Origin of the sequence: Marinobacterium rhizophilum (assembly GCF_024397915.1) — a bacterium.
In the GTDB taxonomy this organism is placed as follows: Bacteria; Pseudomonadota; Gammaproteobacteria; order Pseudomonadales; family Balneatricaceae; genus Marinobacterium_A; species Marinobacterium_A rhizophilum_A.
The window spans coordinates 4,250,502-4,269,243 of the sequence record NZ_CP073347.1 but is presented as its reverse complement, the minus strand read 5'-3'; the positions used below and the strand labels follow the sequence as shown (position 1 = coordinate 4,269,243).

The 18,742-nt window shown below is 57.7% G+C and carries 13 protein-coding genes, 3 tRNA genes and 2 rRNA genes; 9 read left to right on the top strand and 9 right to left on the bottom strand.

Going from position 1 to position 18,742, the window contains the following annotated elements:
- Nucleotides 1-135: 135 nt before the first annotated feature.
- The 6 genes from KDW95_RS19260 to aceK form a co-directional block, all read right to left on the bottom strand.
- Nucleotides 136-3,027 (bottom strand): 23S ribosomal RNA (locus KDW95_RS19260).
- A gap of 243 nt (nucleotides 3,028-3,270) precedes the next feature.
- Nucleotides 3,271-3,346, bottom strand: a tRNA-Ala gene (locus tag KDW95_RS19255).
- A 54-nt stretch (nucleotides 3,347-3,400) separates the two neighbouring features.
- A tRNA-OTHER gene (locus KDW95_RS19250) sits at nucleotides 3,401-3,491 on the bottom strand.
- A 22-nt stretch (nucleotides 3,492-3,513) separates the two neighbouring features.
- Nucleotides 3,514-3,590: transfer RNA gene (locus tag KDW95_RS19245), tRNA-Ile, on the bottom strand.
- A 189-nt stretch (nucleotides 3,591-3,779) separates the two neighbouring features.
- A 16S ribosomal RNA gene (locus KDW95_RS19240) occupies nucleotides 3,780-5,321 on the bottom strand.
- Together the 16S and 23S rRNA genes with 3 tRNA genes alongside form the textbook arrangement of a ribosomal RNA operon.
- Before the next feature lie 460 nt (nucleotides 5,322-5,781).
- Nucleotides 5,782-7,542: a bifunctional isocitrate dehydrogenase kinase/phosphatase gene (gene aceK, locus KDW95_RS19235; protein ID WP_255853395.1), complete on the bottom strand. Its 1,761-nt coding sequence runs from the start codon at nucleotides 7,540-7,542 to the stop codon at nucleotides 5,782-5,784.
- A gap of 124 nt (nucleotides 7,543-7,666) precedes the next feature.
- On the opposite strand from aceK, the gene pfkA reads away from it, so the two are divergent.
- From pfkA to KDW95_RS19220, 3 genes are all read left to right on the top strand, one after another.
- On the top strand, nucleotides 7,667-8,668 hold the full coding sequence (gene pfkA, locus KDW95_RS19230) for a 6-phosphofructokinase (protein ID WP_255853394.1): 1,002 nt from the start codon (nucleotides 7,667-7,669) through the stop codon (nucleotides 8,666-8,668).
- 46 nt (nucleotides 8,669-8,714) lie between these two features.
- Nucleotides 8,715-9,863, top strand: a complete 1,149-nt coding sequence (gene zapE / locus KDW95_RS19225) for a cell division protein ZapE (RefSeq protein WP_255853393.1) — start codon at nucleotides 8,715-8,717, stop codon at nucleotides 9,861-9,863.
- Between the two features lie 101 nt (nucleotides 9,864-9,964).
- Nucleotides 9,965-10,564, top strand: a complete 600-nt coding sequence (locus tag KDW95_RS19220) for a DUF502 domain-containing protein (RefSeq protein WP_255853392.1) — start codon at nucleotides 9,965-9,967, stop codon at nucleotides 10,562-10,564.
- 6 nt (nucleotides 10,565-10,570) lie between these two features.
- Here the strand turns inward: KDW95_RS19220 and KDW95_RS19215 are convergent, their stop codons facing one another.
- Both KDW95_RS19215 and KDW95_RS19210 read right to left on the bottom strand, forming a co-directional pair.
- Nucleotides 10,571-11,044, bottom strand: a complete 474-nt coding sequence (locus tag KDW95_RS19215) for a Dps family protein (RefSeq protein WP_255853391.1) — start codon at nucleotides 11,042-11,044, stop codon at nucleotides 10,571-10,573.
- A 114-nt stretch (nucleotides 11,045-11,158) separates the two neighbouring features.
- Nucleotides 11,159-11,803: an MBL fold metallo-hydrolase gene (locus tag KDW95_RS19210; RefSeq protein WP_255853390.1), complete on the bottom strand. Its 645-nt coding sequence runs from the start codon at nucleotides 11,801-11,803 to the stop codon at nucleotides 11,159-11,161.
- Between the two features lie 219 nt (nucleotides 11,804-12,022).
- Here KDW95_RS19210 and KDW95_RS19205 point away from each other — a divergent pair, with 219 nt between their 5' ends.
- Nucleotides 12,023-12,283, top strand: coding sequence for a DUF5062 family protein (locus KDW95_RS19205; protein ID WP_255853389.1), 261 nt, complete (start codon nucleotides 12,023-12,025; stop codon nucleotides 12,281-12,283).
- A gap of 33 nt (nucleotides 12,284-12,316) precedes the next feature.
- Here the strand turns inward: KDW95_RS19205 and KDW95_RS19200 are convergent, their stop codons facing one another.
- Entirely contained in the window at nucleotides 12,317-13,051 is a 735-nt protein-coding gene (locus tag KDW95_RS19200) for a helix-turn-helix domain-containing protein (RefSeq protein ID WP_255853388.1), read from the bottom strand.
- A gap of 131 nt (nucleotides 13,052-13,182) precedes the next feature.
- Here KDW95_RS19200 and KDW95_RS19195 point away from each other — a divergent pair, with 131 nt between their 5' ends.
- From KDW95_RS19195 to KDW95_RS19175, 5 genes are all read left to right on the top strand, one after another.
- On the top strand, nucleotides 13,183-13,827 hold the full coding sequence (locus KDW95_RS19195; protein ID WP_255853387.1) for a PspA/IM30 family protein: 645 nt from the start codon (nucleotides 13,183-13,185) through the stop codon (nucleotides 13,825-13,827).
- Nucleotides 13,824-15,176, top strand: coding sequence for a hypothetical protein (locus tag KDW95_RS19190; RefSeq protein WP_255853386.1), 1,353 nt, complete (start codon nucleotides 13,824-13,826; stop codon nucleotides 15,174-15,176). The genes KDW95_RS19195 and KDW95_RS19190 overlap by 4 nt, the downstream gene beginning before the upstream one ends.
- Nucleotides 15,177-15,717: 541 nt before the next feature.
- Nucleotides 15,718-17,256: a phage tail sheath family protein gene (locus KDW95_RS19185; protein WP_255853385.1), complete on the top strand. Its 1,539-nt coding sequence runs from the start codon at nucleotides 15,718-15,720 to the stop codon at nucleotides 17,254-17,256.
- A gap of 45 nt (nucleotides 17,257-17,301) precedes the next feature.
- Nucleotides 17,302-17,811, top strand: a complete 510-nt coding sequence (locus tag KDW95_RS19180; RefSeq protein WP_255853384.1) for a phage tail protein — start codon at nucleotides 17,302-17,304, stop codon at nucleotides 17,809-17,811.
- Nucleotides 17,808-18,623 carry a hypothetical protein gene (locus tag KDW95_RS19175; protein WP_255853383.1) on the top strand — a complete coding sequence of 272 codons (816 nt, stop codon included), beginning with the start codon at nucleotides 17,808-17,810 and terminating at the stop codon, nucleotides 18,621-18,623. The genes KDW95_RS19180 and KDW95_RS19175 overlap by 4 nt, the downstream gene beginning before the upstream one ends.
- The last annotated feature ends 119 nt before the right edge of the window (nucleotides 18,624-18,742 follow it).

Sequence of the window (18,742 nt, the reverse complement as noted above, 5' to 3'; positions counted from 1 at the left end):
TCGAGGGTGCGCGCTTTTTTGAAAGCGCGCGATGTCTGTCTGAAGCACAAGCTCTTGCCAATGCTTAAAATCTTGTCTCTCGTGCTTTTCGCCAGCTGCTTTCGTCAGCCGGCAACCAAACGCCTTGGGCGTTATATGGTCAAGCCTCACGGGCAATTAGTACGGGTTAGCTCAACGCCTCGCAGCGCTTACACACCCCGCCTATCAACGTCTTAGTCTTAAACGGCCCTTTAGGGGACTCAAGGTCCCAGTGAGATCTCATCTTGAAGGGGGCTTCCCGCTTAGATGCTTTCAGCGGTTATCCCGTCCGAACGTAGCTACCCGGCAATGCCACTGGCGTGACAACCGGAACACCAGAGGTTCGTTCACTCCGGTCCTCTCGTACTAGGAGCAACTCTTCTCAAATCTCAAACGCCCACGGCAGATAGGGACCGAACTGTCTCACGACGTTCTAAACCCAGCTCGCGTACCACTTTAAATGGCGAACAGCCATACCCTTGGGACCGGCTTCAGCCCCAGGATGTGATGAGCCGACATCGAGGTGCCAAACACCGCCGTCGATGTGAACTCTTGGGCGGTATCAGCCTGTTATCCCCGGAGTACCTTTTATCCGTTGAGAGCGATGGCCCTTCCATACAGAACCACCGGATCACTAGAACCTACTTTCGTACCTGCTCCACGTCAGTGTCGCAGTCAAGCACCCTTATACTCTTGCGCTCATTGCATGATTTCCGACCATGCTGAGGGTACCTTCGTGCTCCTCCGTTACTCTTTGGGGAGGAGACCGCCCCAGTCAAACTACCCACCACACAATGTCCTCGAACCGGATCACGGTCCAGAGTTAGAACCTCAACAGTGCCAGGCTGGTATTTCAAGATTGGCTCCACGCAGACTGGCGTCCACGCTTCAAAGCCTCCCAGCTATCCTACACAAGCAATGTCAAAGTCCACTGTGAAGCTATAGTAAAGGTTCACGGGGTCTTTCCGTCTAGCCGCGGGTAAACTGCATCTTAACAGCTATTTCAATTTCACTGAGTCTCGGGTGGAGACAGTGTGGCCATCGTTACGCCATTCGTGCAGGTCGGAACTTACCCGACAAGGAATTTCGCTACCTTAGGACCGTTATAGTTACGGCCGCCGTTTACCGGGGCTTCGATCAAGAGCTTCGCTTGCGCTAACCCCATCAATTAACCTTCCGGCACCGGGCAGGCGTCACACCCTATACGTCCACTTTCGTGTTTGCAGAGTGCTGTGTTTTTAAAAACAGTCGCAGCCACCTGGTATCTTCGACTCCCAACAGCTCGCCCCGCAAGGGGGTCACCATCAGGAGCGTGCCTTCTCCCGAAGTTACGGCACCATTTTGCCTAGTTCCTTCACCCGAGTTCTCTCAAGCGCCTTGGTATTCTCTACCTGACCACCTGTGTCGGTTTTGGGTACGGTCAGCAGTAACCTGAAGCTTAGAGGCTTTTCCTGGAAGCGTGGCATCAACGACTTCAGTCCACATGGGACCTCGTCATCAGATCTCAGTCTTAGGGGACCGGATTTGCCTAATCCCCCAACCTACATCCTTAAACGCAGACAACCAACGCTGCGCTCGCCTAGCCTTCTCCGTCCCCTCATCGCAGTTACTGCCGGTGCAGGAATATTAACCTGCTTCCCATCGACTACGCATTTCTGCCTCGCCTTAGGGGCCGACTCACCCTACCTCGAATAGCGTTGGATAGGAAACCTTGGTCTTCCGGCGTGGAGGTTTTTCACCCCCATTATCGTTACTCATGTCAGCATTCGCACTTCTGATACCTCCAGGATGCCTCACAGCTTTCCCTTCAACGGCTTACAGAACGCTCCTCTACCATGCCATAAATGGCATCCACAGCTTCGGTGTATCACTTAGCCCCGTTATATCTTCCGCGCAGGCCGACTCGACTAGTGAGCTATTACGCTTTCTTTAAAGGGTGGCTGCTGCTTCTAAGCCAACCTCCTAGCTGTCTGAGCCTTCCCACATCGTTTCCCACTTAGTGATAACTTTGGGACCTTAGCTGGTGGTCTGGGTTGTTGCCCTTTTCACGACGGACGTTAGCACCCGCCGTGTGTCTCCCATGATTGCACTCACCGGTATTCGGAGTTTGCATCGGGTTGGTAAGTCGGGATGACCCCCTAGCCGAAACAGTGCTCTACCCCCGGTGGTGAGACATGAGGCGCTACCTAAATAGCTTTCGAGGAGAACCAGCTATCTCCGGGCTTGATTAGCCTTTCACTCCGATCCACAGGTCATCCGCTAACTTTTCAACGGTAGTCGGTTCGGTCCTCCAGTTGATGTTACTCAACCTTCAACCTGCCCATGGATAGATCGCCCGGTTTCGGGTCTAATCCCAGCAACAACTAAACGCCCTATTAAGACTCGGTTTCCCTACGGCTCCCTAAACGGTTAACCTTGCTACTGAAATTAAGTCGCTGACCCATTATACAAAAGGTACGCAGTCACGGTCTCAAGAACCGCTCCCACTGCTTGTACGTACACGGTTTCAGGGTCTATTTCACTCCCCTCACAGGGGTTCTTTTCGCCTTTCCTCACGGTACTGGTTCACTATCGGTCAGTCAGGAGTATTTAGCCTTGGAGGATGGTCCCCCCATGTTCAGACAGGATAACACGTGTCCCGTCCTACTCGATTTCATTGATAAGGCGCTTTCGCATACGGGGCTATCACCCACTATGGCGGCACTTTCCAGGGCCTTCTGCTAACACCAAACCAACTTAAGGGCTAGTCCCCGTTCGCTCGCCGCTACTAAGGGAATCTCAATTGATTTCTTTTCCTTCGGGTACTTAGATGTTTCAGTTCCCCGAGTTCGCCTCTTAAAGCCTATGTATTCAGCTAAAAGATACCCAGCAAGCTGGGTGGGTTTCCCCATTCAGATATCTCCGGATCAAAGGTTGTTTGCCACCTCCCCGAAGCTTTTCGCAGGCTACCACGTCTTTCATCGCCTCTGACTGCCAAGGCATCCACCGTGCACGCTTCGTCACTTGACCATATAACCCGAAGGCGTCTGGTAAGGACGAGAGTTCGATAAGATTTTTCGCCATTGGCGCTTGTACTACAGTACAAGACATATCTCGAATTAATTCGAATCCATATTGTTAAAGAGCGATAAAGCGAGCTTGAAGCATTGAGCTTTAAGCCGACAGCTTTAAGCGATAAATTTAAAACCCTCAGGGCTTTAAACGTATGGCTTACAGCTTTCGTTGATCAGGTAATTCCACACCATCACGTAATGGTGGAGCTATGCGGGATCGAACCGCAGACCTCCTGCGTGCAAAGCAGGCGCTCTCCCAGCTGAGCTATAGCCCCGGAACTTTTCCCGGCACAGAAAGTAACCAGGTAACAGTATCAACCGCGCTTGATTGGCTGTGATGTCAGCGTGGACTTGAACCACTGACCTCACCCCCTTTCTTTACTATAAAGAGTGGGGTGCGCTCTAACCAGCTGAGCTACTATCAATCACTCTGACGAATAATTGGTAGGCCTGAGTGGACTTGAACCACCGACCTCACCCTTATCAGGGGTGCGCTCTAACCAGCTGAGCTACAAGCCTACATCATCAAGCTTCTAACCTGACTGAAAGATCGACCTCACCCGCTCTTTATTCAAAAGCCGGGGGCGCGCTCTAACCAGCCGAGCTACAAGCTCTTTATCCACAGGTTATCCCCGCGAATAGTTCGCTCTCTTTAACGTTTGATCAGGTAATTCGTGTGGACGCTATGCCAGAACAAGCCATGTCGTTTAAGGAGGTGATCCAGCCGCAGGTTCCCCTACGGCTACCTTGTTACGACTTCACCCCAGTCATGGACCACACCGTGGTAACCGTCCTCCCGAAGGTTAGACTAGCTACTTCTGGTGCAACCCACTCCCATGGTGTGACGGGCGGTGTGTACAAGGCCCGGGAACGTATTCACCGCGACATGCTGATTCGCGATTACTAGCGATTCCGACTTCACGCAGTCGAGTTGCAGACTGCGATCCGGACTACGACCGGTTTTCTGAGATTAGCTCACCCTCGCGGGGTTGCAGCCCTCTGTACCGGCCATTGTAGCACGTGTGTAGCCCTACTCGTAAGGGCCATGATGACTTGACGTCGTCCCCACCTTCCTCCGGTTTGTCACCGGCAGTCTCCTTAGAGTTCCCACCATTACGTGCTGGCAAATAAGGACAAGGGTTGCGCTCGTTACGGGACTTAACCCAACATTTCACAACACGAGCTGACGACAGCCATGCAGCACCTGTCTCAGAGCTCCCGAAGGCACCAAGCTATCTCTAGCGAGTTCTCTGGATGTCAAGAGTAGGTAAGGTTCTTCGCGTTGCGTCGAATTAAACCACATGCTCCACCGCTTGTGCGGGCCCCCGTCAATTCATTTGAGTTTTAACCTTGCGGCCGTACTCCCCAGGCGGTCGACTTATCGCGTTAACTGCGCCACTAAGAGATCAAGTCTCCCAACGGCTAGTCGACATCGTTTACGGCGTGGACTACCAGGGTATCTAATCCTGTTTGCTACCCACGCTTTCGCACCTCAGTGTCAGTATCAGTCCAGGCAGTCGCCTTCGCCACTGGTGTTCCTTCCTATATCTACGCATTTCACCGCTACACAGGAAATTCCACTGCCCTCTACCGTACTCTAGTCAAGCAGTATCAGGTGCAGTTCCCAGGTTAAGCCCGGGGCTTTCACATCTGACTGACTGACTCAACCACCTACGCGCGCTTTACGCCCAGTTATTCCGATTAACGCTCGCACCTTCCGTATTACCGCGGCTGCTGGCACGGAATTAGCCGGTGCTTCTTCTGTGGCTAACGTCACAGGCAACCGGTATTAAACGGTTACCCTTTCCTCACCACTGAAAGTGCTTTACAACCCGAAGGCCTTCTTCACACACGCGGCATGGCTGGATCAGGGTTGCCCCCATTGTCCAATATTCCCCACTGCTGCCTCCCGTAGGAGTCTGGGCCGTGTCTCAGTCCCAGTGTGGCTGGTCATCCTCTCAGACCAGCTAAGGATCGTCGCCTTGGTGGGCCTTTACCCCACCAACTAGCTAATCCTACGCAGGCTCATCTGATAGCGAAAGGTCCGAAGAGCCCCTCCTTTCCCCCGTAGGGCGTATGCGGTATTAGCATCCGTTTCCGAATGTTGTCCCCCACTACCAGGTAGATTCCTACGCGTTACTCACCCGTCCGCCGCTCTCAAGAGAAGCAAGCTTCTCTCTACCGCTCGACTTGCATGTGTTAGGCCTGCCGCCAGCGTTCAATCTGAGCCATGATCAAACTCTTCAGTTTAAAATCAAGATACCGAAGTATCGATAAATCTGACTCAAGCTAAAACAACTTAAATGAATTCACATGAAGGTTGCTTACCTTGATAAAGCTTTTATGCCTTATCCTGACAAGCGCCCACACGAATTACCTGATCAATCTGTTAAAGAGCGCTTGGACTCAAGGACCGTTACCGCTGACCCCGTGTCTCAAGTGAGGCGCATATTCTATGCGACTCGGTGTTTTAAGTCAACTCTTTTTTTAACATTTTCGACCGCAGCCGAGGAGAAAAACGAGTGACTCACAAATCGATAACACCGGCTAACTTTCTATGAAAATCAACCACTTACTCCCGACTTGCGTTTCGATTCAAAGCCGCTGTTGCTTGGCTGTGCCTCGAAAGTGGGGCTATTTTACTCACGGGAGATCTGGTGTCAACCGCCCCGTCACATTTATTTAATCTGGCGGTCATACGACCTGAAAACTAGCTGTAGTCACTGCCGGGCAAGATCGTACTGCGGGCAAAGCGCTTGATCTTGCGGTAGGGGAAAACATCGACGATGTCGCCGTTTCGTACCTGGTCCTGCATACCCTGCCAGAAGGCAGCCTCGAGCAGGTCACCATGCAGCTCGTTAAAAATACGCCGCACCCTGGCATTGCAGGCAGTCAGGATGCTGAACTCCTCAGGGAAGACATCATTCGGCCCAACGGAGTACCAGGGCTCACCCGACATTTCCTGCTCCGGATACATGGCTTCGGGTATACGCCGGAAGTTACAGTCTGTCAGGTACATGATTTCATCATAATCGTAGAAGACGACCCGGCCGTGGCGCGTTACGCCGAAGTTCTTGAACAGCATATCGCCTGCAAAGATGTTCGCCGCGGCCAGCTGCTTGATCGCCTTGCCGAACTCGTTGATGGCATGGAACAGGTCCGGCTCATTGTCGCTCGCCAGCGCGCTGTCGATATAGATATTGAGGGGCGTCATGCGACGCTCCGCCCATAGATGGCGAATGGTGACAAGATCACCATCAACCTCGACCGAGGAACCCGCGACTTTTTGCAGCTCATCGATAAGTTCTTGAGCAAAGCGGTTGCGCGGAAAGAGAAAGTTGGTGAACTCCTGGGTGTCGGCCATGCGCCCTACCCGGTCGTGACGCTTTACCAGCCGGTATTTCTCTTTCACCGTGGCGCGCGTTACGTTCTTCGACGATGAAAAGCGGTCCTTGATCAATTTGAATACCACCGGAAAGGACGGCAACGTAAATACCGTCATCACCATACCCTTGATGCCTGGCGCAATGGTGAACTGATCGTTCGACGCCTCCAGGTGATCCAGAAAGCTGCGGTAGAACTCCGCCTTGCCCTGCTTGTAGAAACCAATGGACGAATACAGCTCGGCTTTGGACTTCATCGGTATCAGGCTATGCAAGAAGCCGATGAACTCGGACGGTACATCCACATTCACCATGAAGTAGGAGCGGGTGAAGCTGAAGATGATCGAGACATCATTCTCGTCGAGTATCAGGGTATCGACATAGACGGCACCTTCGCCGTTATGCAGCACGGGGAGGATAAACGGCATGGCGCCACTGGTATAATTGATGCGCCCTACTATATAGGCGCCCTTGTTGCGAAAGAAGACGCTGCGCATCACCTCGACACTCACATCCTCGCGGGATATGTCGATCGAGGGGATCTGTTCGCGGACGTAACGCGCAAGACTGCGGATATCCCGGCGCCGGTTTTCCCACGGAATATTGAAGGCGTAATCATCCAGCAGCTTGCCGAGCAGCGCAACCAGCCCCTGCTGCGTCGTGTACAGGCGGCAAAAATCGGCGCCTGAGCGAATCGGCTGGCCCTCGTACGCCGAGCGAATGAACATGTGAGCATCATCCAGCTCGTGATGCTTGAAAACCTTGAGGTAAATCGAGTTGTAAAAGGTCTCCGCCAGTTCCGGGTCACTGCGTTGCTGAATTTTCAGCGCGTAGCAACGCTTGGCGTCGTGCCAGAGGCGGGCATCGTACACCACCTCTCCCAGCTGCTCGACAATCGCCCTGGCGCCTTCCTCGGAGTTGTCTTCGTACAAATCAATACGGGCTGCCCCTGCCTTCTGAATGGCATGCCAGTCCGCCTTTTCGAAACGCAGCTGTGCCGCCGCGGAAATGGTCTGGAAACGGGAGCGGTAATCGGCAAATTGTTCCAGTACCGCAGCGGCGATATGCTCAGCAAACTGACCCGTCATTTGTGTTCCATCCTTATTCCCTCTTTGTACCTTGCCCTACTATCGACCCAAGCGCCACGGGACTCAACCACACTGAAGGGAATGACGTCTTCTATAGTCAAAGCAGACCCCTGTGGAGCCACCCATGTACAAACTGCCAGACCGATCCAGCGGTACCTCCTTTGACACCATTGGCATCCTGACCAGCGGGGGTGACGCACCCGGCATGAATGCCGCGATCCGAGCCCTGGTGCGCGCCGCGCTTAATCAGAAGATTAAAGTTTACGGCATACAACGTGGCTTCGCCGGGCTCATCGGCGGCGACATGCGGCGGATGTCATCGGCATCGGTGAGCAACATCATTCAGCGGGGTGGCACCCTGTTGAAAAGTAACCGCTGCGAAGCTTTCAAGACGGTCGAGGGTCGGCATCAGGCGGCTGAAGCATTGCGAAAGAAAGGTATCCAGGCACTCATTTGCATCGGTGGTGATGGTACCCTGACCGGCGCACACCTGCTGGCCCGGGAAAGCGGCATGACGGTCATAGGGCTGCCCTGCACCATCGACAACGATATTTATGGCAGCGACGACAGCATTGGTTTTGATACCGCGGTGAATACCGCCATAGACGCGATTGACCGCATCCGCGATACGGCCCTGTCCCATGAAAGACTGTTTCTGGTTGAAGTCATGGGGCGCAAATCCGGCTTTATCGCCACCCAGGTAGGAATTGCCTGTGGTGCCGAGATGATCCTGATTCCGGAATACCCCAGGGCGCTCGACAGCATCAGCCATACCCTGGCAAGCAACCGCAAGGCCGGCCGTGGATCGAGCGGTATTATCGTGGTGGCGGAAGGTACCGAGCCTGGCCTGACCGAGCGCCTGGCCGGATATCTGCGCCAGCATGGCGAAGAGCCGCGCATCTGCATCCTGGGTCACATTCAGCGCGGCGGGAGTCCGACGGGGCATGACAGGGTGCTGGCATCCTGCATGGGCGCCACGGCAATTAACTACCTGCAGGCGGGCTATACCGATGTGATGGTGGCAACCCTCGGACGCGAACTGATCCCTGCCCCACTGGGAGATATTACCGCTCGGCGAAAACATGACCCGCGCCTGAGTGAATTAGTCATGCTGCTGCACAAATAGCTGCTGTTAGGGTTAACATTACCCGGCACCGAACACCGAGAACAGCATGACCCCAAGCCAGCGTTATCACGCCCATTTCAGTGATGCCAATTTTGTTGCCGATGCGGCGCAGCTAGGCGCCCTGGAAAAGATCGATCAATTGTTTGCATCCTTGATGCAGCCCCGGCGGCTGCGACGTGCGCCCACCCCCCGGGGGCTCTATCTATGGGGGCCGGTTGGGCGCGGCAAAACACTGTTGATGGACCTGTTCCACGCGGCCTTGCCGACAGGCTTTGCACTGCGCCTGCACTTTCACCGCTTTATGGACCGCATTCACGAGGCACTGGCACGGGAATCCGGCAATCCCGACCCGCTAAGGCGGATTGCCCGCCAACTGGCTCGTGAACATTCGGTACTGTGCTTCGATGAATTTCAGGTATCGGATATCGGCGATGCCATGCTGCTCGCACGACTGCTGGATGAACTGCTACGCCAGGGTGTCGTACTTGTGGCGACATCCAATCTGCCGCCGGCGGATCTTTACCGGGACGGTCTGCAGCGCCAGCGTTTTGTTCCGGCCATTCGCCTGCTGGAGCAGCACACCCGGGTACATGCGCTCGATGGTGGCCAGGACCATCGCCGCCACGCGCCCGCCCTGGCCAACGTAGTGATGATGGCGCCGGCGGATAAACAACTGCGCCTGCACTTTTCCCAGGCATGCAAAATCCCGTTGGAACAGATCGATCCGTCCGGCCAGGGCGTCATCCAGCTGTGCAACCGCACCATCCCGGTGCGCGCCCAGCGCGACGGGGTTATATGGCTGAATTTCAACGCCCTGTGCCTGGGGCCACGCTCGTCTCGGGATTACATTGAGCTGGCACGGCGCTTTCATACCGTTCTGCTCAGCGATGTCCCCGTGTTTCATGGCCCTGTACGCGAAGGCATCAAGGCCAGGGGCACCGAAGACGGTAGCTTTACGCCCAGCAGCACCGGTGATCGGCAGGTGCGCTGGTCTGCGATGGATGACCCGGCCAGGCGCTTTATCAGCCTGGTTGACGAGCTGTATGACCGCAATGTGAAGCTGTACCTGTCGGTTCAGGCACCGCTGGACGCACTGTATGAGAATGGCAAACTCGAGTTTGAATTCCGCCGTACACTGAGCAGGCTGATCGAGATGCAGTCCGGCAGCTACCTCGGCCGGGCGCACCTTCCCTGACGCTGGCCTGCAGAACACCCGAACACCGCCATACATGACCGGTTCAGCCATCAGCGTATATAGTGAGGCGACCCGAACGGACCGAAATCACGGAATGCCAAATGACTTACCTGATGCGCCTGTTTTTCCAGGGGCTGTTGCTGTTACTGCCAGCCGTACTGACCATTTACCTCGTCTTTCTGATATTCACGGCCCTGAACGAAACCCTGTTTTATGCCGTCGGCGCCCTCACCGGCCGGCTTTTTCCAGGCGTTGAGTCCGGCTGGCTGGTGACACTCACCGGCATAGGGGTGACCTTCGCCGTCATCATTCTGACAGGACTGGTCGCGTCCAATTACCTTGGCAAATTTCTGCTGGGGCGCATTGATGCACTGCTGGATCGCATCCCGCTGGTCAAGATGCTGTATAGCTCGCTGAAGGATCTGTTCGGGGCTTTTCTGGGGGATAAAAAACGCTTCGACACGCCGGTGCTGGTCAGCGTGACTCCGGATGACAGCGTGCGCCTGATGGGCTTTGTTACCCAGGCGTCGATGGCGGACTTCGGGCTGGAAAACGACGTCGCCGTGTACCTGCCGCAATCCTATAATTTTGCCGGTAACCTGATTGTCGTTCCCAAAGACAGGATCCAGCGCCTCGATGTGCCCGCCGCCACTGTAACCGCATTTCTGCTCAGTGGCGGCGTCTCCAACTCCAGGTCCTGAGGCCGATCAGGCCATGCTGCGCAGCATCCAGGCGGTTTTTTCGTGAATCCGCATGCGATCGGACACCAGCGATGCCGTGGACTCATCGTCTGCATCCTGCGCCACCTTCAGTACCTCGCGACAGGTACGCACCACCTGCTCGTGCCCCAGCGTCAGTAACTGCACCATTTCAGCGGCGGGCGGAACGCCATCGACTTCCCGGATGGAACTCAGGCTCGCATACGCCTTGTAGGTGCCCGGTGCCACCGCACCCAGGGTACGAATGCGTTCGGCCACATCGTCTACCGCCAGGGCCAGCTCGTTATACTGTTCTTCAAACATCAGGTGCAGTTCGCGAAACTGCGGCCCGGTCACGTTCCAGTGGAAATTGTGTGTCTGCAGATAGAGTGTGTACGAATCGGCCAGCAGCCGACTGAGGCCGTCGGCAATGGCCTTGCGTTCGGTTTCCGGAATGCCGATCTGAATAGACTGATTACCCATGCCCTGACTCCTTGACTGGTTGAACGTTCTGTTTAGCTGGGTCCAGTATAGGCAGCAGTACTCAATAGTTAAAATTACCGTTTTAAATGCCGCTGATTGCTAATCGCTATGCTACTACCCGTAGCGCTTGTCAGACACGAAAGGATTGTTACGCCGCTCTTCCCCGAACGTGGACATGGGACCATGACCGGGGATAAACGCCACCTCGTCCCCCAGCGGCAGCAGCTTGTTGCGGATGGAGTCGATCAGGTGCTGATGATTCCCCTGCGGGAAGTCGGTACGCCCAATGGAGCCATGGAAGAGCACGTCCCCCACCAGTGCCAACTCGCTGGCCTGGTGGTAAAACACCACGTGGCCCGGTGTATGGCCCGGGCAATGCAAAACCTGCAAGCGCTGATTGCCCACTGTCGCAACGTCGCCGTCATCCAGCCAGCGGTCGGGGGTAAAGGACTCCACCTTTGGGAAGCCGAACATCTGGCTCTGCCGGTCCAGGCCCTCGATCCAGAACAGGTCTCCCCTGTGCGGCCCCTCAATCGGAATACCGTGCCGGCTGGTAAACTCATGGGTGCCACCGGCGTGGTCGATATGCGCATGGGTCAGCAGAACTTTCTCAACCACCACACCCAGCTCGTCGATACGCGCCTGGATTAGCTCAAGATCCCCGCCCGGATCAACCACCGCGGCCCTGTTGGTCTCTTCGCACCAGATCAGGGTGCAGTTCTGCTGGAAAGGCGTTACCGGGATAATGCTGTACTTCATGATGAGCCTGCCTGGATAAAAGGTATGCCAGTATACCCAACTTCCGGCGTACCCCGGCACCGAAGGGACCCATGCCGGACGTCAGCGGGCAAGGTCGTGTACAGCCGGGCCAGCCAGACGATATGATGGCCGGGCCGGGCGATCCGCCTAACACTGGACAGGGGCGCCGGGCGGGGTTTGCATAATCAGAAAAAACGCACCGAAAAGGCAGGATGAAACATGAGCAAACTGAAGCAGGAAGCCGACCTGGTACGTGAAGCCATCCGCGTAGGCGGACTTTATATGCAAAAGCGCGGTGCCGGAGAATTCGAGGCCACCGACAGTGCCAGCGAGAAAACCCGGGCGCTGTACCGACTGCTGGTGAAAGACCAGCTGATCCAGCCACTGGCCAAGGACCAGGAAAACGAGCGCAATATGAAACACAAGCTGGCGCTCTGGATCGAGCGCCAGTTGCCGGCCGGTCATCCGCTAAAATCCTGAACACCCGGGCCAGGCACCTGGCCCGACCAGACGCTACTGCCGCAAGAACGGCTGGGAGGCGGAAAACTCCCACTCCCGCAGCGCCAGCAAGACCCCGGTATTGTGCCGCTCGGCCAGGGGGCGGCTCGCATCCTGGCGCTGCAGGTCCGCGATTTCCTGACTCAGCGCCTGCAGACGCCGGGCGATCAGCTGACGCGAGTGCTCACTCAGCATACCGGTGCAGAACAGCCGGGTACCGCCGGACCTGCGAAAACTGCCACGCAAAAACTGCTGTTGCACCTCCTGCTCGAAATACCGCTCGATAGGCCCACCCGGAATCCAGCTGAAATGTTCGTCGATGCGAAGCTTGATGCGGTTATGCGGCAGCAAATCGATGATATGCAGCCGGTCCAGCTTGGCGAGACAGCGAATACACTCGGCCTCGCTGATCGCGTAACGCCCGGTGATATCGGCAAAGCCGAGATGATTCTGCACAAACACCGCCACCATCAGCAGCAGCGGATCCGCCACCAGTTCCCGTTCCTGGGCCTCGCTCAAATGGGTTATGCGCTGGCGAGCCGCCTCGTACTGCTGGAACAGCTCCGACAAATCCATCTGCATGAGCCCGCATATCTGCTCGATACGCCCCAGGGTAAAACGCTCGCTGGCGAACTGCCGCTTGACGTTGGCTTCGCTCATGCCGAGCCCCCGCGCCACGTCGGCATAGGTCAGGCCGCTGGCACGCAGCGCCCGTTTCAGAGTTGAGATGATTGCCTGTGTCTGTGCCACGCGCTGCCCCGACAAAAAGTATTGTTTTAGTATACCTGCGGATGAGAAAACCAGCGCTTTTTACATCCTGGTTTATTAATACGATATTCAGCCCAAGAATGGCGTCGAACCCTAGAACGGAGCCCGGCACCATGTCACTGATCAAGCGCTTGTCTACCACCTTTATCGCCCGCCTGGACGGCATCGTCGGTGAAATCGAAGACCACGAGGCCGTGATCCAGACCCGCATTGATGAATTGCGCCACAAGGTCGCCCAGGCCAAAGCCCGGCTCAACCAGATGCAGCGCGAGGAAACACAGCTGCAACAGCGTATCGCAGCCCTGGGCGAGGATGAAGACCGCTGGGGCCGCCGTGCCAAAAGCTGCGCCGGCGAAGATCCTGCCAGGGCGCTGGCCTGTATCGAACGCCGCCAGCAGTGCCGAACCGAGGCACAGCGCCTGAGCGCAGGCCTGGCCGGCTACCGTCAGTCGGCTGAGCGCCTGGCGCGTGATGTCACCGACAGCGAATCCCGCCTGCAGGAGCTTCACCAGCGTCACTCGATCATGCGCGCGCGCCAGAGCGGCACTGCCGCCCGCGCGGCCGTGCCGGAGGATGCAGTGACAGTGCGAGCACTGGAAACCAGTTTCGAGCGTTGGGACGCGCGACTCAGCGAGCAGGAACTGCGTCTCGGGGATATTAGCGTGCATGACAACCTGGACGAAGCCTTCAGCCGCGACGAGCAGGATGCACAGCTTCGCGCCGAACTCGATGCGCTGCTGCAGGAGGACGGCAAATGAACCGGCATCCCGATCCCTGGCTACCCACCCGCACCACCGAAAAAACAGTGCTCGCCGACCCTGCGGAGCAGGTCAGGGGGACTCCCCTTATGCAGCGCCTGCCCCAGCTGCTGCGCATGGCAGGTGCCACTGCGCTGCTGGTGGCAACCTACAGCTTCCTGGTGCAGGGCTGGCAGGACAGCAATGATCTGCTGCGTTATGCCATGCTGCTCGGCCACAGCGCGTTGCTCTGTGCCCTGGGGCTGCTCAGCGGCCACTGGCTACAGGAAGCCAAGGGCGCACGCTTGCTGATTACCCTGGCACTGGCCTCGGTGCCGGCCAATTTCGCCATTCTCGGCGCCTTTATCTACGCGGATTTCGGGGCTGTTATGGCGTCGGGATACCCGCAGTATGCGCTCTGGCAGCTCGGCTCCAAAGGGTCCACCCTGGCCACCGTCGCACTGGGCGTGCTCACGCTGATACCGGTGATGCTGCTGGGTTTTCGTACCCTCGCCCGGGTTCTGAGTACACGCCTGACAATACTGTTCCTGCTGTCCAACGCGCTGCTGCTGATCCCGCTACGCGACCCTGCACAGGTTCTGGCCTTCGCGCTGCCACTGGCCATGCTGCTATTGCTGAACCACGAAAAAACACAACAGCAGCACCTGGCCGCCCGCACACCCGACGGCCTGATCGCCCGTGCGCTGCTCTACCTGCCACTGGCCGTCATGGCAGGCCGCAGTCTCTGGCTCTATGACGCAGATGCATTCCTGTCTACCGGCAGCCTGCTGATACTGTTCCTTGCAGCACGCCAGCTGAGCCTGCTGCTGCCTGGACAGTCGATACTGCGCGGCCTGCTGGAAGTCGGCAGCGGCCTGCTGCCCCCCATGATCGGTATCGGAGTGGTTGTGCTGCTGGAACGCATCATCGCGGATTCACTGATGCTGCCGACCGCAGGCCTGGTTTGCGCGGGATTGCTGTACGAGCTGTCACGCCGGGTCCAGATGGCACCCGCGCTCTATCGGGTGCTGGCCATGCTGAGCCTGGGCCTGAGCCTGCTGGGCAACGCCCTGCTGTTTGGCACCCTGGCGACTTCAATGCTGTGCCTTGCCTGTGGTAGCGCACTGGTGCTGCTGGGCCGGCACTATCAGCAGCTTGCCCTGTTCAGTACCGGCCTGTTGCTGGCCGCCCTGAGCCTGATTTATCAGCTGTACCAGCTACTCCGGGTATTCGACCTCGGCGGCTGGCTCAGCGTTGCAGCACTTGGCATGCTGGCCATTCTGATCGCCTCAGCACTGGAGTCCGGCGGGGGCCGCATCCGCCCGCGCCTGCTGCAGCTGCGCCAGCGCTTTGCCCGGTGGGAACTTTAACCGCCTGCTGCAAGCTTTCCCGGTTAAAAAGGTGCGCCGCAGCGTAATGCCAGACAATTAAGCCAACTGACTGGCATTTTTCATTCTGCCGGGGTAACAGCAGGGGCCGCTCGCCGGGACCCGCGACTACCCCTATGCCTGCATCCCGGGGCGCCTTGCTTTCAATCTCATAATGAAAAAACGATCGATAACAGCTAATCGATAGATAAAATTAATAAACAATATCTGTAGCAATGCCGCGACAAACAGAACGCTCACTGACTCCGGATGACAACAACATTATGAAACTACACACCGACTGGAGCTCAACAAATAACCAATTGTCAATCAATTCAAATTCTACTCACCCGTTTTGCCAAACACCGTGCGAGATTCTCATCTTGGCGTCGTCAAGACCTGAACTACGTTAAAACAAGCGTTAGAAACCCGCCCGACAATTGCAGTAAAGGGATTAAGGATTCAGGGGAAACAGGGAAGCCCCACGGTCTTGTACCTGCTCGCTTGCCACCTTCTTCTGGCCTTCACATTCAGGAGCCTGAGCATGGCAAGCTATCTACATCCCGGTGTCTATATCGAAGAAATCCCCAGCGGTTCGCGTCCGATAGAAGGTGTTTCTACCTCGGTCGCCGCCTTCGTCGGCCGCGCATTCCGCGGACCGGCCAACCAGCCCGAACTGATCGGCACCTGGGATGAGTTCATTGCCCAGTTTGGCGACTTTCGCCAGGCCTCGGGCGTCAGCAGCGAGAGCGACGCCATGGCACTCGCCGTGCGCGCCTTCTATCAGAACGGTGGCAAGGCCGCCTATGTCTGCAACATCCGCGGCGGCACGCCGGTGGCGTCCACGGTAACGCTGCAAAACGGCGGCAGCGATATCCTGCATGTCACTGCCAGTAGCGAGGGTACCTGGGGGGACCTGTTGCGCGTGGCAGTCTACCCCAACGGCGCCGAGTTCGACCTGCACCTGGGTACCGAATCCGGCGGCGATTTTGTGCCACTGCCCGCCGAAGGCTTTGTCGGTCTGAGTATCGACCCTGCGGCCGATAATTTTGTCGAAAAGGTCATCAATGGCGGCTCCCGCCTGGTGCAAGTGAGCCTCGAGGACGGTGCCAGCAGCCTGCCGGACCTTAACGATCCGGACGATGCCACCAGCTTCAGCACCCTGGGTAGCGGCGCGAACGGCTCAGGCCCCAGTGCCGACGACTACGCCAGCTTCTACACGACGACCTTACGCAAATACAGGGACGTATCCATCCTCTTGCTCCCGGGTGAACAGTGGCCCAGTGATGGCAGCAGTAACGATTACATCACCAACACCCTGACCCACTGCGAGAGCACCATGAGCCGGGTGCTGATAATTGATCCGCCGGCCGACACCGAACTGGAAAATGCGACTGATGTCAGCGACCTGAGCCTGCCGACCTCGACCTATTCGGTGCTTTACTACCCCTGGGTCAGCGTGAGCAATCCGCTGTACCACCCCGACTCCAATCCCACCGCCAGAAAAACGCTACATGTCCCGGCCTCGTCAATCGCCGCCGCTATCTGGGCCAAGAACGATACCCGCCGCGGCGTCTGGAAAGCACCGGCAGGCGTCGAAACGCGCGTCAACGTCAGCGGCCTGCAATACACGATTGAGGACCTGGAACAGGACGGCCTCAATCCCTCCGGCATCAATTGTCTGCGCCAGCGCGCCGGCTACGGCCCGGTCATCTGGGGCAGCCGTACCCTGGCTACCCGCGCCGACCCCGAGTGGCGCTACGTGCCGGTACGGCGCACGGCCATTTATATCGAGCAGAGCATTTATAACGGCATCCAGTGGGCGGTGTTCGAGCCCAACGCCCATCCGCTGTGGAGTTCGCTGCGCGCCAATATCGGCTCCTTCATGAATGGTCTCTTCCGCGCCGGCGCTTTCCAGGGCACCACCGCCAACGACGCCTACTTTGTGCGCTGTGGCCTGGGCGACACCATGACCCAGGGCGATATCGACCGCGGCCAGGTGATCGTGGTGGTCGGCTTCGCACCGCTGAAGCCGGCCGAGTTCGTGATCCTGCGAATCCAGCAGAAAGTCGCCCAGCAATAATTGTCCGGTACAAATGCCCGGTAAAAATCCCAAGGAGGCTGCACCATGGCCGCACCGATGTTCAAGGTCAATGCGCACCGCTACGACCCCTACCGCACTTTCATGTTTCAGGTGGTGATCGACGGCAACCCGGTCGCCGGGCTGAAGAAAATGAGCATTCTGAAGAAAAGCACCGAAGCCGTGAAATGGCGCACCGCCGGCGATCCGGCCCACGAGCGGGTGCTGCCAGGCGGCACCAGCTACGAGCCCATTACCCTGGAGCAGGGACTGACCCACGATACGGTGTTCGAGGACTGGGCCAACCTGGTCAACAATATCCAGGGCAACGCGGCAATGTCGCTCAAGGAATACCGCAAGGATATTGTCCTCAATGTCCTTAACCTGCAGGGCGAGGTGGCGATGTCCTACCGCGTCTACCGCGCCTGGGTATCGGAATTCCAGGCGCTGCCCGAGTTCGACGCAGGCACCATGAATGCCGTCGGTATACAGACCATCACCATCCAGCACGAAGGCTGGGAGCGTGATGAGGGTGTATCGGAGCCGACTGAATCATGATGCACCTGCCCGGTGGCCTGCTGCTCGACGACCGGCTGGAGCGGGGCTTCGCCCTGACAGCGCCGTCGGGCTCGCTCGACATGCGCCTGCACAGGCTCGCCGAAACCTCAGCGTCGCGGGGGCAGTGGCTCACCGACCTGCTGTGTGAACTGTTGCAGCACCTGGGCGGCGAACCGGCCACCCGGGCGCGGGTGGAGCGTCTCTGTCTCGCCGACCGCCAGGCGATCGTGCTGGCGTGGCGTGCCCGGCGCGAACCGGACCCGCAGTGGTGGCACCTGCGCTGTCACGCCTGTGAGCACCCCTTCGACGTGCCACTGTCGCTACAGGCCCTGCCCTGCTCTGCTGCCGGGCCCAACTTTCCCTTCGCCCGCGCCGAAACCTCGGCCGGCCCACTGACGTTGCGGATACCCGACGGCCGGGACCTGTGCTGGCTGGCACAGCAACAGGACAAGCCCGAAACCCGCAAGGCTCTGGTGATGCGCCTGCTGATCGAGCCGAGCGATGCGGCGCTGAGTGACGCCGATATCGCAGCTGTTGAGGCCGCCATCGAGGCCGAGGTGCCGGAGCTGGCTGAAACACTGGATGCCGACTGCCCCGAGTGCGGCACCACCAACCGCCTGGCATTCGATCCCTGCCAGGGACTGGTACCCGCGCTGGACCCGCTACTCGATGATATCCATCGGCTCGCGGCGGCCTACCACTGGAGCGAGGCGGAAATCCTGGCACTGCCCGAACCCCGCCGGCGCCAGTACCTGCAGCGCATTGATGGTGACCGCGGCATGCAGACGCGCTATGCGGGAGGCCCGGGATGAACGGCTATCTCCAGAGACTGATACGTGAAGCGCACCGCCCGGCGACACAGGCACCCACTGGCGAGCCTGGACTACAAGGGCCGGGTCCCCAAGGACAAGGCCCAGCCTGGCTGGCCGAG

Coding starts and splice junctions, on each gene's coding strand:
- aceK (WP_255853395.1), bottom strand. CDS start 7,542: ATGACGGGTCAGTTTGCTGAGCATATCGCCGCTGCGGTACTGGAACAA.
- pfkA (WP_255853394.1), top strand. CDS start 7,667: ATGTACAAACTGCCAGACCGATCCAGCGGTACCTCCTTTGACACCATT.
- zapE (WP_255853393.1), top strand. CDS start 8,715: ATGACCCCAAGCCAGCGTTATCACGCCCATTTCAGTGATGCCAATTTT.
- KDW95_RS19220 (WP_255853392.1), top strand. CDS start 9,965: ATGACTTACCTGATGCGCCTGTTTTTCCAGGGGCTGTTGCTGTTACTG.
- KDW95_RS19215 (WP_255853391.1), bottom strand. CDS start 11,044: ATGGGTAATCAGTCTATTCAGATCGGCATTCCGGAAACCGAACGCAAG.
- KDW95_RS19210 (WP_255853390.1), bottom strand. CDS start 11,803: ATGAAGTACAGCATTATCCCGGTAACGCCTTTCCAGCAGAACTGCACC.
- KDW95_RS19205 (WP_255853389.1), top strand. CDS start 12,023: ATGAGCAAACTGAAGCAGGAAGCCGACCTGGTACGTGAAGCCATCCGC.
- KDW95_RS19195 (WP_255853387.1), top strand. CDS start 13,183: ATGTCACTGATCAAGCGCTTGTCTACCACCTTTATCGCCCGCCTGGAC.
- KDW95_RS19190 (WP_255853386.1), top strand. CDS start 13,824: ATGAACCGGCATCCCGATCCCTGGCTACCCACCCGCACCACCGAAAAA.
- KDW95_RS19185 (WP_255853385.1), top strand. CDS start 15,718: ATGGCAAGCTATCTACATCCCGGTGTCTATATCGAAGAAATCCCCAGC.
- KDW95_RS19180 (WP_255853384.1), top strand. CDS start 17,302: ATGGCCGCACCGATGTTCAAGGTCAATGCGCACCGCTACGACCCCTAC.
- KDW95_RS19175 (WP_255853383.1), top strand. CDS start 17,808: ATGATGCACCTGCCCGGTGGCCTGCTGCTCGACGACCGGCTGGAGCGG.